The organism is Herbaspirillum rubrisubalbicans (genome assembly GCF_003719195.1).
GTDB lineage: Bacteria > Pseudomonadota > Gammaproteobacteria > Burkholderiales > Burkholderiaceae_D > Herbaspirillum > Herbaspirillum rubrisubalbicans.
In genome coordinates this window covers 872,323-885,847 of sequence record NZ_CP024996.1, presented here as the reverse complement: position 1 = coordinate 885,847, position 13,525 = coordinate 872,323, and the positions used below count along the sequence as shown (strand labels likewise).

Annotated in this window: 15 protein-coding genes; all 15 read right to left on the bottom strand. The window is 62.9% G+C overall.

Features of this window, described 5'->3' with window-relative positions:
* Positions 1-234 precede the first annotated feature (234 nt).
* The 15 genes from RC54_RS04040 to RC54_RS03965 all read right to left on the bottom strand — a co-directional run bounded on the left by RC54_RS04040 (position 235) and on the right by RC54_RS03965 (position 13,513).
* Positions 235-408 carry a hypothetical protein gene (locus RC54_RS04040; protein WP_244216440.1) on the bottom strand — a complete coding sequence of 58 codons (174 nt, stop codon included), beginning with the start codon at positions 406-408 and terminating at the stop codon, positions 235-237.
* Positions 401-673, bottom strand: coding sequence for a hypothetical protein (locus RC54_RS04035; RefSeq protein WP_061789239.1), 273 nt, complete (start codon positions 671-673; stop codon positions 401-403). Before RC54_RS04035 ends, RC54_RS04040 begins: the two co-directional genes overlap by 8 nt.
* Complete coding sequence (locus RC54_RS04030; RefSeq protein WP_061789240.1) at positions 670-1,071, bottom strand: DUF5675 family protein; 402 nt, start codon at positions 1,069-1,071, stop codon at positions 670-672. Before RC54_RS04030 ends, RC54_RS04035 begins: the two co-directional genes overlap by 4 nt.
* Complete coding sequence (locus tag RC54_RS04025; protein ID WP_061789241.1) at positions 1,049-1,300, bottom strand: DUF7940 domain-containing protein; 252 nt, start codon at positions 1,298-1,300, stop codon at positions 1,049-1,051. The genes RC54_RS04030 and RC54_RS04025 overlap by 23 nt, the downstream gene beginning before the upstream one ends.
* A complete protein-coding gene (locus RC54_RS04020) occupies positions 1,297-1,617 on the bottom strand; it encodes a hypothetical protein (protein WP_061789242.1) in 321 nt (106 codons plus the stop codon). Before RC54_RS04020 ends, RC54_RS04025 begins: the two co-directional genes overlap by 4 nt.
* The gene (locus RC54_RS04015; protein ID WP_061789243.1) at positions 1,614-1,802 is read right to left on the bottom strand and encodes a hypothetical protein; all 189 of its coding nucleotides are present in this window, start codon (positions 1,800-1,802) and stop codon (positions 1,614-1,616) included. The genes RC54_RS04020 and RC54_RS04015 overlap by 4 nt, the downstream gene beginning before the upstream one ends.
* Position 1,803: 1 nt before the next feature.
* Positions 1,804-2,724 carry a hyaluronate lyase N-terminal domain-containing protein gene (locus RC54_RS04010; RefSeq protein WP_061789244.1) on the bottom strand — a complete coding sequence of 307 codons (921 nt, stop codon included), beginning with the start codon at positions 2,722-2,724 and terminating at the stop codon, positions 1,804-1,806.
* Positions 2,724-3,434, bottom strand: a complete 711-nt coding sequence (locus RC54_RS04005) for a hypothetical protein (RefSeq protein ID WP_156481272.1) — start codon at positions 3,432-3,434, stop codon at positions 2,724-2,726. Before RC54_RS04005 ends, RC54_RS04010 begins: the two co-directional genes overlap by 1 nt.
* Positions 3,435-3,470: 36 nt before the next feature.
* Positions 3,471-5,114, bottom strand: coding sequence for a phage terminase large subunit (gene terL / locus RC54_RS04000; RefSeq protein WP_061789246.1), 1,644 nt, complete (start codon positions 5,112-5,114; stop codon positions 3,471-3,473).
* Entirely contained in the window at positions 5,104-5,484 is a 381-nt protein-coding gene (locus RC54_RS03995; RefSeq protein ID WP_061789247.1) for a hypothetical protein, read from the bottom strand. The genes terL and RC54_RS03995 overlap by 11 nt, the downstream gene beginning before the upstream one ends.
* Before the next feature lie 286 nt (positions 5,485-5,770).
* Entirely contained in the window at positions 5,771-8,266 is a 2,496-nt protein-coding gene (locus RC54_RS03985; protein WP_156481273.1) for a hypothetical protein, read from the bottom strand.
* Positions 8,267-8,278: 12 nt separating this feature from the next.
* Entirely contained in the window at positions 8,279-10,582 is a 2,304-nt protein-coding gene (locus RC54_RS03980; RefSeq protein ID WP_061789250.1) for a transglycosylase SLT domain-containing protein, read from the bottom strand.
* A complete protein-coding gene (locus RC54_RS03975) occupies positions 10,579-12,513 on the bottom strand; it encodes a hypothetical protein (RefSeq protein ID WP_156481274.1) in 1,935 nt (644 codons plus the stop codon). The genes RC54_RS03980 and RC54_RS03975 overlap by 4 nt, the downstream gene beginning before the upstream one ends.
* Before the next feature lie 72 nt (positions 12,514-12,585).
* On the bottom strand, positions 12,586-13,110 hold the full coding sequence (locus RC54_RS03970; RefSeq protein ID WP_156481275.1) for a hypothetical protein: 525 nt from the start codon (positions 13,108-13,110) through the stop codon (positions 12,586-12,588).
* Positions 13,100-13,513, bottom strand: a complete 414-nt coding sequence (locus tag RC54_RS03965; RefSeq protein ID WP_341867352.1) for a GNAT family N-acetyltransferase — start codon at positions 13,511-13,513, stop codon at positions 13,100-13,102. The genes RC54_RS03970 and RC54_RS03965 overlap by 11 nt, the downstream gene beginning before the upstream one ends.
* Positions 13,514-13,525: the final 12 nt, after the last annotated feature.

Below are 13,525 nucleotides of genomic sequence, written 5' to 3'. Positions count from 1 at the left end.
CATGGTTTTCTCCTGGAAATGTCGGTGCGGAAGTGCGTCTGACCATGTGTGCATCTTACCGATGATCGGTTTCCGCGCTATTTCAATGCCAGACGCGATTATTTCAAACGAAACTTACAGGGGAAAAAGACCCGCATTGCTTGGGGGGATGCAATGCGGGTTAGAGGTCCAGTTCTCACTGGTGGGGATGCCGACGGAGAATGAAGCCGCCGGCGGGGCGGACTATATCAAAGATCAGTTTTTCTTGCTTGGTTGCCAGCCGCACAGCCGCTGCCCGGTCATATTGTGCGCCAGGATCTGGTCGACCGTGCCCTGGCTCAGCTTGTCGGTCTTGTCGATGAAGATGGGGCGCGTCCAGTTGCAGCCGTTGTCCACGATAGTGGGCGTCACGGCAACAGGATTATTCACGCGTCCAGTCATCTCGCAGCCGCTGCTCACGGTCAGCAGCAGGCATAGCAGCAATCTCGTTTTCCACATTTCCGCGTTCTCCTGTGGCCTGGGCTGCTTTCTGGGCGGCCGCAGTGTTTCGGTCGTCAACTTCTTGCTTGGTCTCGGCAACTTCTTGCGCTGCCTGGGCCTTGGTGGCCTTGGCCTGCTGGTGCATAAACAGGCCGGCGACGATACCGATCAGGCCGGCCAGCCAGGGGGCGATACTCAAGAGGATGTCGATCATGCTGCCCCCCGGATTTCAATGGTGATCGGCTCGGCGGTGAGGCGCAGCTTGGCAAACAGCCGGTCGAATGCCACCTTGCTCTGGCCCACCCAGTCCGGCGCCGGCGCATCGCCCACCAGGATGCAGCCGTCGGTATCCTCGGCCTTGTTGCCGGGATGGATACGGATGCCTTCGAAGCCCGGCACGTTCAGCAGCAGCGGCAGCACGCGCTTGAACCGCGGCGACTGCGTCAGGAGCACCTGATAGGTGCCAGCCGGGATAGCCGTCTGGCCGTAGACCTTCACGCCCCGGGCGCGCACGATGTCCTCAAGGGTGTAGCACTCGAAAACGCCATCGATGAAGAGCTTGCCCGCCGTACTCTTCTTGGTGCTGGGCTCACGCTGCAGGAGGAGCTTCATCGCCCTGTCCTTTCTCAGCCGGTTCCGGCTGCTTGAGGTAGGCGGCGCCACAGATGCACACCAGGATCACGCCGGCTACCACCTGCGCCACCCAGATGGGCAAGGTGCTGCCCAGGCCGGCCGAGGTGAGTGCGGCCCAGCCGGCCATGACAGCAGCGCCTACCTTGGCCAGGCGCACGCTCCAGCGGCGATGGATGAGGCCCTTGTCGTCTACCAGTTGGATTTTCATTTTGTCCACTTCCCCAGTGGAGGCGGCTTGGCGCCAACTGCCTTCTCCAGGTTCTCGATGCGGATGTCCTGGCGCGCATCGTTAAGCTTCACCTCGGCGATGGCGGTGATCTGCGCGGCCTTGAATGCTTCGTCCCGCTGGTCCCGCGCCCCCATCTGGGCCTTCATTTCCCGCTGCGTCTCCAGCAGTGTGTTGATGGTGCTGGTCTGCTGGGCGGCCATCCAGACGAGGGTGATAAGGCCCGCAACGATGGTGACGCCCAGAGGTGCCAGCCACGCCAGGGCCAGCTTTGTATCGATGACCTTGGTGTCGCTCATGGGTACGGCACCCATTCCTGCAGGTCTTCGTCGAAGCGCCAATTGCCGGGCTCCAGATCGAAGTCGATATCTTCGATCCGGTCATCCCACTCGGGATAATCACCCTCGACGAAGCCCCACCACACCAGCACTCCGGTGACTTTGTCGCGGAATGAGCGCTTCGGGATATCCTGGATTTCATCCATGTCAGATTGCTCCATTGGGGACGGTAAAGGACTGAACAGCGATGTTGCTGGCTACCGCTGTCGGCACGGTAACCGGGTAGGCCCATCCGCTGAAAACAGCTTGACTCGGAAGGTTTGGAACAATGACCGTGCGCCCATACCCTGCGTAACCAGTGCCAGCGTTTTCTGTGATCGAAGTTGCACGATCAAATGTGATGCCACTTGCAAGCTGAATGACATTTGATGCTTCGCCCGCAGTCGGCATCGTTACGCTGCCATAGCAATTCAGCACTACATCGAGCGCTAATGTCGGCACATATGCCGCGTGCGATACGGACTGCACTGCCAGTGTTGGGTTGGCCGACAACACCAGCGGCGGCGATTGGAAAATCATCCGACTACTGGCCATATACATCCGGCGCATGTTCGCGCTTCCATCCAGCACCACCGAACCGGCGTAAGCCCAGTAGGTATAGCCACTCGGGAGCGCCGGCCCCACAGATGGGCCGGCCAGGGAAGCGATCAGCGCCTCGGTGGTGCCGTTGTAGATCTTGTACAGGTTGACCTTCGCGGACGCGCCGAACGTGCCGGATTGATCGCGGCCATTCGCCACCGGGCCGGCCTGGCTGATATCCACGGTCTGTGTCGATCCGGTGTACAGCGTGAGCGTGCCACCCTCGGCATTGCGGTAGGTGGCGGTGATCGATGAAACGGTGAACTTGCTGTTTGGCGTGGTGGCATCATTGGCGCCGATCAGCCCACTGTGACCGCTGGTGCCAATTGCTGAAGAAGCCTGACGCGCCATCGGAAATCCGCCAGGCGTGACGCCATCGTGACCGACAAAAACCTTCTTGGTTGTATCGAAGGTGACTTCGCCGGGCTGACCGACGAACGATGCATGCTGTGCGGTAGTGCCGCGACGGAGCTGGAGGACGGTGGACATTATGGAACGCTCCCGAGGTCGGTATTGAAAATGTTCAGCGGATCGGCAACCGAGCCGAGGTCATAGGCGGTGCCGGCGGTGAAGCCGGTGCCGTGCTGTGCGTAATAGAGCGCCTGGGATGCGGCGACTGTGGCGGTACCGGATGCGTTCTCTGCAGCGGCCTGGCTCCCCGCTGCGGCCTGTTGGCTTGCCAAGGCGGCAGCGGCACTGGCAGCAGCATTTGCTGCCTGGTCGACGTAGTTGTCATCGGACACCGTGGGGTTGCCATTAACGTCGAAGATCAGCGCCTTCCCAGCACGGGCGGCAGCGGTAACGTTGAGCGTCTGGCCACCCTGCTCTTCAATCGGGAATTTCAGCGTGCGGTTGGAATCTGCCTGGTATTGCTGCAGTGCCAGCCAGATGGAGTCAAAATCCAGATTGACGATATCAGCCGGGAATTCGCCGTTCTGCTGGTAATCGGTATCACGCTCCAGCTTCATATCCCGCATCAGCAGAATCTTTTCTCCACCGGTCATCGGGACAACAAGCGCTACATCCCCCCCATCATTGCCAGTTCCAGAAACCGTGTAGTTCAGGCCCAACATCAGTCGAACCCCATTCACAGAGACCGACATATCCTCTGCCTTGGCGATCTTGAACTGGTACGGAAACAGCGTTGCGCCAGGGCTCGCCGTGTACGTGTTGAACGGTATTTGAGTGGTTACGGTCACAGCAGCCTCTAGTCGTGGCGCGCCTCGATAACGGCGCTACGGGTCGAGCGTCACTTCAAAAACGCCCGTTGATTGGCGCCAATCTTGACGCGTCTCCGGGGTCGGTTTCCCGACTAATTTGTTGATACGCACCGGGGCCTGCTCCACGGCGCCCGCGCCGCTGTCCAGAAAGTCGTCGGGCTGTTCTTTGACTTCCGGCTTCCAATCCTTCATCTGGTCCCACAGTGGCCCGTTGAGAGCGTCGATATGCGCCCAGAGCACGCCCGATCGGATGGGGCCTTCCAGCGCACCCAGGATTCGCTCGTTCTTGTTGCTGCTCTCCTGAATCTCGGTGACGCCCACCGCCAGCCCGCGCTGCTTCAATGCGCGCTGGAGCAGCTTGCCGGCAAAGCTGCCGACGCCATTGGTTTCCACGTAGACATGCAGAATGTTCGCTTTCGCGATGATGTCGCAGGCCTGCAGCACTTGGCCGGATTCGATGACGGTGTTGCGCGAGTCGCTGAAAACGGCGAAATCTCCCGTCAATTCCTTGCAGACGTGCCAGTAGTGATTACCCAGGCTGTCGTCATAGACCACCGAGAACGCAGACGCATCGCTCTTCTTCTTGCCCAGGGATGGGTCCCAATAGGCCCGACCGCTCACCACATGGGTTTTCCCCAGCATCATGCGTACAGCACGGTTCGCATACTCCAGCCGAGGCTGGACGTCGTAGGCTTTGATATCCGCCGGATCAAGGCGGCTTTCATTGATCGGCTTGGCTTCCAGCATATATTGGCTGTCCCAGTAGTTGATGGTCCGGGTCTTCTTGCGCCGGCGCTCCACGTCGTCGCGGGTGAATCGCTCAGGCCAGGCGCAGTGCGCATAGATATCCAGCAGCTTTCCGGGCGGCTTGGTGAAGACGACATCCTGCCCATCGATGGCGAAGTCCTCGCCCGCCACCAGCAACTTGGCATGCTTATGGATGCCAACGAAGACATATAGCCCGTCGTCACCAGGCGTGAAGGGGAAGCGGTACCGCAAGCGGGTGGCCGTGTCCTCGTAGCGGATCGAGGATTCAAACAGCGGGATTTTCAGCGAGGCAGCACCGTTCTCGATCAACTCCGGATAGATGGAATTGTGCGTGTGCGGCGTGCCGATGTAGGTCTCCTGCCCGCCAGGCACCAGAATGAAGGTGGCTTCCTGGATCTTGTCGCGCAGGTTCTCCCGGGCTTCGGCTGTCTTGATGTTCTTGGGGACTTCGATGTCGTCATAGTCGATGCTCTTCGCGCGCGCGGACGTCACGTTCTGGTCAACGCCGGTGGCGGTCATGCTGGCATTGCGCGCATCGATGGAACCCATGACCCAGAACATTTGCGCGCCGGGCTTGGTGGGCAGCATGCCGCCGCACAGTGGGTGTCGGCGCAGGATGTTGATGGTATCCCGCGTCAGCTTGGTGGCCAGCTTGCCGTCGGCAGCCCAGATCAGTGACACCCAGGTGCGGTCGCAATACAGCTGCCAGGCCTTATACACCGCGAAGATGCTGGACTTGGCCGCGCCACGGAAGACCTGCAGCACGCGCACCGGGTCATCGGTGTGCTCAAGCCAGTGGCATACGCGCACGTGCAGCGGCGGTACCTCCCATTTCATCACCTTCGCCCACAGCAGGAAGAAGGCCAGGAAGCTGATTGGCTTATTGTCCATGCACCTTCTTGCCGGATGCCTTCCTTGCGGTGCTCTGGATCTTGTCGAGCATCTTCTGCGCTTCCGCCTCTGCGGCCGCAATATCCCTGTCGAGACTTGCCTCTTCCTCGACTGGCTTCTCAGCATCCGGCGCGCCCACCTCGGCACCGCCCAGCTGGATCATGCCAAGCAGATTGGTGGTCTTCATCATCACCGTCAGCGTGGCGGCCGCGTTCTTCTTGCTCCAGTAACGGTCGCCCCGAGTCTGCTGGTCCATGGCCGCAACCTCCATGCCGGCACCAGGCCACTTGTCCGGATCGGCCTCCCTGATAAAGGCATCCGTCAGTTTCTCGGTCAGCTCCTGCAGGCGCAGGTATTGGTCTTGCCGCATTTAGATCCCCTTCCGTTTTGCCAGCCATTCACGGCGCTTTTTCAAGACGCGTTCCTTGTTTTCTTCCTGCCACTCCCGCGTGGTCTTGATGGAGTGCTCTTTGTTATCTCTGTACCATGCCAAGGATCGATCCTTACATGCGGAAAGATTGGCGGCACGATAAGCGGCTGCCTTAATAGCCTTGCAGGCCTTGCACTGACTTACAGTCCCACACGGCCTATTCGGGCGGCGGTAAAACATTGATATCGGCTTTTGCTCACCGCAAGCCATGCATTTCCGCAGTGTTTCATTTTCCAAGTGCCGCTCCTAAATCTGGTGTTCGATCCGGTGCGCCGGTGCCGGGCTTCCACCACCAATCCTGCCCCCAGTCCTTTCGCGCTCGCTGTTGCATTCGTGAAAGGTATCCCGGGGACAGGTTCTCTTGCAAGGCGTGTAGTCCAGCATGATCGAGTGCGGCCTTGGCGTACCAGAGATTGACGTATGGCAGATGAGAGCGCGCCAGGGTCAGTGCCTCGGCACCTGCATGCGTTTCCTTGCCGGCGGCGGCCTTATCGATGTTGCCCTTGATGACCTTCAGGCTCAGGTCGGCGGCCGCGCCGATGGTGGGGCCGGCCAGGCCGCTGATGGTCTTGGATGCATATTGGCCAGCTTCCTCGGTCGAGTCGGCCAGCAGGATGTCGCCCATGATCGATAGCACGCCGCCTTGGGCAATGGCCTTGACCCAGAATTTTCCGGTGGTCATGTCGGCCGGGTCTTTGCCGGCGGTGATCTGCTTGGTCTGGTAGGCGATCGCACCAAGCATGCCAAGCGATGCGAAGAGCGCGCCAGCATAGGCCACGCGATTGGCGGCGATGGGCGCGCCCTCCAGACCCTGCGGTGTGTCCATCATGCGGCGCCAGTGCCGCGAGACCATCGCGATCGGGAAGGACTTGAACTGCATGACCGACCTGGCCAGCTCACCGCGCATCGTCCCGCGCTGTTCCCCGCCGCCACTGGATAGCGTGCGCGTGGCCAGGTCAGGATTGAGAACAGCATATTCGGATTCATCGGTGATCATGCCCAGCACCTTGGCCACCACCCGGTCGGCCTCGGGGGAGCCGCTGGCCCGGATGGCTTCCGGCGTCAGGAACTCAGCTCCACGGTGCGTGGTGAGCTGGGCCTGCTGAATGACGGCCCAGTCTGCAGCATCGATGCCCTTGCTGGTCATGCGCCAGCGGTCATACTCGGTCAGCCTGCCCCAGTCCGTTTTGCTCAGCTTCGCCAGCCCATTCATCATGGTCATCGAGAAGCTGCGGCGCAGCGTGTCGGTCCAGGCGTTCATGAGGGACAGCTTCATCGTGCTGTTGGCGATGCGGCCGGACCAGTTGTTCTTGATGTTGTCGCCGCTCCAGCGGTTCAGGTCGGAAACCATCGTTTCCGCGATGATGCCGTGCATGGTCAGGAAGTCGCGGGTCTCGCCGCTGGCCTGCGCGGCGATGTTCTTGAGCGCATCCCAGTAGGAGAGCTTGTTGAAACCGGTGGTCACGAAGTGGGTGCCCAGATCGGTGATACTGGTGAGCACGGCGCCCTGCAGCTTGCCGAAGGTCTGGATATTGCGCAGGTCCTGGCCGATCTGGGCGATGTTGCCGTTATCGGCCATGCCGGTCTTGCCGCTGACCACATCCCAATACGACTGCGGGCGCAGGCCGAAAGAGCGCTTGATGCCGTTATCCGAGCGCTCGGCCAGGTCGAACTGCAGACGCATCTGCTGTTCCGGGTTCGGGCCATAGCGCTCCACCAGGCCGATATCCCGCGACATGCCGCCCACGTGGCCGAGCATCGCGTCATACATGCTGCCGCCGCCGTACTGGCTCAGGTAGGTGAGATATGCATCCGCGTCCCGGAAGTGAATCTGCCGGCTCTCTGCGCCAGCGTTTGCGCGGGCACCCCGGCCACCGCCCTTCCCCGGCTCGATTTTGTTGATGCCGCCGCTGGCCAGGGTTTCCCAGGCGCGGGAGAGCAATGCCGACACCTGGGCATCGTTCATCAGGCTGCCGTCTTCCAGCACGTACTGCCGACGATCCAGCAGGGGCAGCGTGCGCTGTACCCATTCAGCCTGCGCAGCGGTATCGCCCTTGCCGCGCACGCGCCCCTGGTCGTGCGGCTGTGGCAGGTAGCCGTAATCCAGCTTGCCGACATCGCCGCCGGCCGCATTAAACCGCTGGCGCATGCCTTCGATGGTATCGAGCCACGCCCGGGCGCCCTGCTGTGCCAGCTTGTTGCCGGTGGTGCCGGCGGCATTACCGAAGATTTCGCGGGCAAGGTCCCGGCTCATAGTGGGATTCTCAGCGTCGAACAGCAGCATGAGGCCCTGGCGCCCGAGGCCGGCGCCCTGCTTGCTGGTGGCTGCTTCCATCAGGTCGACCAGACGCGCCATGTTCTCGCGCTTGACGCCCTCGATATACAGGCTGGTCTGGTCCAGTTCATGCACCAGGGCGCGGCTGCGGCCGCTGGCATAGCTGGCCATGAGGTCGCCAACCCGGCTTTCCATGGATGCAGTGCGCAGGATCTGCAACTGCGCGCGCTGCACCTTGAGGGCAGCTGCCGCCTGGATATCCTGCATACCGGCGGCCGCTGCCTCCAGTACACGCTGGTCGGCAGACTTCGCGGCCCAGCCGGCGGGGTCCTGACGCGCCAGCCGGCGCATGTTGGCGCTCATGGCGTCGTCGATTTTCTGGATTTCGCTGTCGGTCAGCGCACGGCCGGCGGCCTGCTGCACTGCCTGTCTGCATCGTGGGTGCATGGTTTCCTCTCGTTAAGAATTGCGCAGGAAGCATTCGGCGGCCACCTGGAGCAGGCCGGCGTCCTTGGCCTCGGCGGCGGCCTCTTCCTTGACCTTGGCCAGCGCCTCGGCCAGCGGCAGCGGTGCGTCCATGCCTTCCAGCTGGATCATCATGTCGGGCGAGAGGCGGCCGATTTCAGCGGTCTGGCCGTCGAGCACGGCGGCAACGGGACTGGCCTGGCTACTCGAGTCAGCAGCAGGCTTTCCACCTTCAGCCGCTTGCGGCGTGGCTTTCGGGGATGCTGGTAAATTTTCAGGTGCTGGTGTACCACTGGATTTACCACTCTCGAGAGTGCCAGATTTGGCACTTTTCGCGGGCGGCTCGGCCAGCGCCTGCTGCACGGCCAGCGCGCCGCGCTTCGGGGTGGGCGCATCAATTGCGGCGCGCTGCTGGCGCACCTGGGCAATCTGCTGGTCGATCTGGGCAATTTGCTCATTGGCCCGGGTGGCCTCGGCATTGCGGTCGATCTGCTGCTGCAGGGAGTCGATACGCTGGTTGATTTCGGCCGCCCGCCCGTTGAGTTCCTTGGTGGCGGTGGCCAGGGCCTGCTTGTAGCTGCCGCCCTCGGCCTGGATTTCCTTGGCACGCGCCCGCAGCGCCGCGTCGTCAACAGCTGGGATGGTTTGGCGCAGCGCGGTGATTTCATCGCGCATCGAGCGAATTGCGCCCGGCTCTGCCACGTTGCCGGCATCTTCCAGCAGGGTGGCGCGCATGGCCTCCATCCGGGCGCCGAAGTCATCAAGCATGCGCGCCTGCGCCAGATTGTCCAAGTTCAGGGTATCGCTGACGGCCACCCGCTCCCCTGCGCTCAGCTGGTCCGCCGCCCGGCTGAAAGCGGCCAGGTGCTGCTCGGCGCCAGCGATGTCGGCGGGGTCCTTCAAGTTCCAGGAATTGACGGTCTCGCGAATCAGATTGACGCGGGCGGCGGCCACGGCTTCGGGGTCTGCTGCTGCGGCGCGGCCGGCCTCGGTGCCCTGGCGCTCGGCAATGAACTTGTCGGTGCGCTCCAGATAGGCGCGGGTCTCTGCTGCCGGCGGGGCCTTCCCGGCCTGCACAGCCTTGCCCGCCAGCGTGCCGCCGTTGTAGTGCGCCAGCGCGGCCCGCCAGTCGCCACCATACTGCTTGCCCAGGTCGGCCAGATAGGCAGCTCCGGCATCGATCGAGGCCACCGGGTCGCGCACGTTGCCTTTGCCGTACTGTTGCCAGGTCGCATCCATGAACTGCATGATGCCCTTGGCGCCCACCGGGGAAGTGGCGGCGCTGCTGCTGGAGCGCTCGCCGGCATTCTTCGCGGCCAGCAGCACCTCGGGCGGCACGCCTGCCCGCTGGGCGGCGGTGACCGCATAGGCGTCGAGCCGGGCGTCGTCGAAGCGCAGCGCCTGCCGCTCGTTCATGCCCATCTGCACCAGCTCGCGGGAAGCTGCTGCATCCATCGGCGCGGCCACCGGGCGGGCATTGCGCATGCCGCGCGAGGCATAGGCACCGAAGCCTGCAGGGATCAGGGTGGCGACGGCCAGGCCTACCGGGTCGAATGGGTCATACTGCTCTGCGATCTTGTCATAGCCGGCATTCTGGAGGATGGCGCGGCTGGCCGCCTGCTGCGCGATGAAGGTACCGGGGCCGCCTGCCGCCACCAGGCCCACCGTCTGGCCGACGGTCTTGCCAGCCACAGGCAGTGCCGTGGCAGCAGCAGCCGCGCCGCCAGCCGCAATCGCCGCCTTGGTCCGAGTTTCGAAGTCCACACCCTGTTCCTGCAGTCGCTGCGCCTCCACGAACGCCTCATCGGTACCGGTGAAGACTGCGCCAGGAATCGGGGTACCCAGCACGGAATAGGCCACGGCCTTGACGCCGAAGCGGCCCAGGCCGAACAGGATGTTCTCGGCCGCATTGCTGGTGGTGGCGTCCGGCATCATGGTGCGGGCAGTGGCGCGCAGGCTGGTGCCGGTCTCGCTGGTGAAGGCCGCGCCGGACTGGACATCCTCCCGGGCCTTCTGGCCTTCGGCGCCGGCGACCCGCTGCTGCATGTCGCTGTCGAACAGCATGGCTGGATCGGCCTGCACGCCATAGCCCCCTTGGACAGCACCGAAGGCGCCCAGGATGTCCGAGCCGAACGCGGCCGACTCGGTGGCACCGGTGGCCACGCCCTTGGGCAGCGCCTTGGTGGTGTTCCACAGGCTCAAACCAAACGACGGGCGCGCCGGCGGTTCTGCAACCGGGCGCGCCACGCGATCGTCCAGCACCTTGTCGGTGCCGTCTTGGAACATGTTTTCGATCATGGGGAAATCCTGATGGTGATCCGCTGGCCCTGGCTGTTCGTCACCAGCGTGCCGCCGGCCTTGACGTTGTACCGGCCCTGGCCAGCGCTGACGAGGGCGGCATTGGGGAGCTGCTTGACGAAGTCGGCAACCGGGATAGCCTGGGCACCGGCATAGACCTTATCCGTAGTCTGGGCGGCGATATCGGCAGCGGTGACCGCCTTCAGGCGCTTTTCGAAATCACCCTCTTCCATGCCGCGCGGCAGCGGTACCTTGACGCCGTTGCGCTCCACGATGCTGCCGACGGTCAGGCGCAATGCCCGGGCAGGGTCCGAGCTTCCACCATCAGCCACGATGCCAGCATTGATCAGGTATGCCGAGTCGATGACCTGCTGCCGCACCTCCTGATTAGGGAAGGCGTCCCCCACCAGGTTTGCGATGCTGCCGCGCCAGCCGGTTTCCTTGGCCGTGTCCATCATGATGGCCTTGTCCTTGATCGCCCTGTCTCCGCGCAGCAGCAGCTCGCTGCTGTAGCGGCCCTGCGTGGTGCGGTCGCCCGCCAGCATCATGGCCATGCCCAGCACGTTGTCCTTGTCGTGCATCTGCTTGGCCAGGGCGGCCAGGCGGTCGGCATCTGGAACGATGGTCCCGATGCTGGCCAGAGCGCCAGACTGCTGATCTGGGGGAAGCATGCGGATCACCCGGGCAATCTGGCTGGCTTCTTCGGGCTGGAGCGGCGACACCTTGCGCCCGGCTTTGATCTCGACCTGGCCGATAACGCTCATGCGCTGCCGTAGCACCTGCACGGCGTCATCAATGTTGTTCAGCTGGATGGTCGGTGCATCCTTGATCGCGCCACGCTCTTGCGCCGCCTGCCAAGGATTCTCGGCATAGGCCTTCTCGCTGGCGGACAGGATGCTCTTGAACTGCTCGGTAACTTTCTGTTCCAGCGGAGTCACACCGATTTTCGGATCAGAACCGGCGGCGTTCATACGCTCCACAGTGGCGCGCATCTCCGGTAGAGACATCGAGGCAAATCCGGCAATTTTGGCTTGCGACTTGACCAACTCCTGCGCCTGGCCGGCCATCTTGGTACCGGCAGTTGCTTCAGCAAGGGCATTGATGGCCTCGGTCGACAGGTAGCGGCCTTTCATTGCCATATCGTAATTGGAGTTGTAGACATCCACTGCCGCATTCTCACGGGCCTGCTGCTCCCGCTGCGCACGGTCAGCATCGCGCTGTGCCGCCGCGTCGATACCGTTGATGTAGCCGTAGGCCTTGGTAATCAGCGACGTGCGCTTGTGCGGGTCGATCATTTCGCCATCCGGCCCCTGGATTTTCGCCAGCGCGTCCTGCACCAGCGCCTTGTCGCCGGTTTGCGCGGCGCCCTCCAGGGTGGCATTGGCGAAGTTGAACGAAGCGTTTTCTGTAAAGCCCTGAATCGCTTTTGCCATCTGCAGTTCGTTCCATCCAGCCTTCGGACCCATGATGTTGACCATGTCCTTATACTGGGCGATTGCTCCCGGCATATCGCGCATGGCCTGGCGCTGCAAGGTCTCGCCAGTGTTGAGCAGATCGGCGCCGATATCGTCCTGAGTCTTCTTGATCGCCACGCCCTGCAGGTTGCGCGTCAGCGTGCCCATGGTACTGGTCAAGTGCGGATCCATGGTCTCGATCTGGTACGGCGTCAGGCCATCGGTCCGCGCCTTGCGTGCATCTGCGGCCCGGCCGTTGTAGGCATCGACGGCGTTCTCGGGCTTGATCACGCCAGCCTGCACATCGCGAGAGACCGAGTCGTAGATATCGTGCAGATCGTTGTTCAGGCTGGCCAGGGATGAAGCCGCCTGCATGCGCTGCTTCTGCTCGTCGACCTGCTGGAAAGTGACGGCCAACTGCTGGCCTGCGCGCGCCACATTGCCCAGCGCCTGCTCGGTGGCGGTGTTCGCCTGCACTGGCGCCGCACGCTCGGGCTGCGCTACGGCATTGCCGAAATTGCCAAGATTGATTTGCATTTTTCGTCCTTGTCAGCCGATCAGGGCGTTGGCCGGCGCAGTAATTCCACTGCCGAGGCTGCTGGGCGCACTGCTCGCAGGCGTTTTCCAGCCTTTTCCGATGGCGGCCCCGGTCGCCAGCACCGAGGACGCCGCGTTCAGGTAGCTGGCGCTGGCCGAATCTGCGGCAGCCTGGCCATAGGCAGAGGCCTGGCGCAGCGAAGTGCCAGCCGACCGGCTGCCGCTGAGCAGCGCTGTATATGCGTCCTGGTTGGCATTCAGGTCGATCGTGTCGTTGATCGTGACGGCAGTCCCCTCGCCCACCGCCGCACCGCTGCCGGCGAGCTGCGCGCGGGCTTGGCTCTGCTGCTGGGCCGCCGCCCGGCGGATCTTGTCGGCCTGCGCCACGGCTGCGTCCTTGTCATAGGCAGCCTGATTCACCAGCTCCTGCTGCTGGGCTTGCTGCGCGTTGGCCTGCTTCCGCCCGGCCTCCAGCGTCGAATAGGCACCAGCCGCAGTGGCGGCCAGCAAAATAATTGCCGAAGTCTCAATTCCCATCGTTCAGTACCTCCAAGCCGATTGCACAACGTGTAAAACCCAGCTTCTCGTAGAGCTGGGCCGTTCTTTCAGGATTGACGCCAGTCGACGTGCCGGCGTGGAGCCATACAGCCCCTTTCAGTTCTGCCCACTTCTTCATGCAGCAGATCAGGCGCGCCGCGGCCAAGCTGCCTCGATGCTCCGGTTTCATGAAGAAGCTGACTTCCTCTGCCACCACATCGGTGCTGCTCCAGTGGCTGGTGGCGATCGCCGCGATGCCTCCGATGATTTCGCCATCCACTTCGGCCACCAGCACCAGGCCCCAGGGCTGGGTGATCAGGCGCGCAAGCATGTCCGCCGCCTTTGCTCGGCTGTAGGTCAGGCGTGACCAGCGTGGGCTTTCCCGATGGAGGGCCTCCCCCATGAGGACGATGGC

What these genes read in the sequence shown, in the direction of transcription:
- RC54_RS04035 (WP_061789239.1), bottom strand. Translation starts at nt 673, where the DNA reads ATGATCGACATCCTCTTGAGTATCGCCCCCTGGCTGGCCGGCCTGATC.
- RC54_RS04030 (WP_061789240.1), bottom strand. Translation starts at nt 1,071, where the DNA reads ATGAAGCTCCTCCTGCAGCGTGAGCCCAGCACCAAGAAGAGTACGGCG.
- RC54_RS04025 (WP_061789241.1), bottom strand. Translation starts at nt 1,300, where the DNA reads ATGAAAATCCAACTGGTAGACGACAAGGGCCTCATCCATCGCCGCTGG.
- RC54_RS04020 (WP_061789242.1), bottom strand. Translation starts at nt 1,617, where the DNA reads ATGAGCGACACCAAGGTCATCGATACAAAGCTGGCCCTGGCGTGGCTG.
- RC54_RS04015 (WP_061789243.1), bottom strand. Translation starts at nt 1,802, where the DNA reads ATGGATGAAATCCAGGATATCCCGAAGCGCTCATTCCGCGACAAAGTC.
- RC54_RS04010 (WP_061789244.1), bottom strand. Translation starts at nt 2,724, where the DNA reads ATGTCCACCGTCCTCCAGCTCCGTCGCGGCACTACCGCACAGCATGCA.
- terL (WP_061789246.1), bottom strand. Translation starts at nt 5,114, where the DNA reads ATGGACAATAAGCCAATCAGCTTCCTGGCCTTCTTCCTGCTGTGGGCG.
- RC54_RS03995 (WP_061789247.1), bottom strand. Translation starts at nt 5,484, where the DNA reads ATGCGGCAAGACCAATACCTGCGCCTGCAGGAGCTGACCGAGAAACTG.
- RC54_RS03985 (WP_156481273.1), bottom strand. Translation starts at nt 8,266, where the DNA reads ATGCACCCACGATGCAGACAGGCAGTGCAGCAGGCCGCCGGCCGTGCG.
- RC54_RS03980 (WP_061789250.1), bottom strand. Translation starts at nt 10,582, where the DNA reads ATGATCGAAAACATGTTCCAAGACGGCACCGACAAGGTGCTGGACGAT.
- RC54_RS03970 (WP_156481275.1), bottom strand. Translation starts at nt 13,110, where the DNA reads ATGGGAATTGAGACTTCGGCAATTATTTTGCTGGCCGCCACTGCGGCT.
- RC54_RS03965 (WP_341867352.1), bottom strand. Translation starts at nt 13,513, where the DNA reads ATGGGGGAGGCCCTCCATCGGGAAAGCCCACGCTGGTCACGCCTGACC.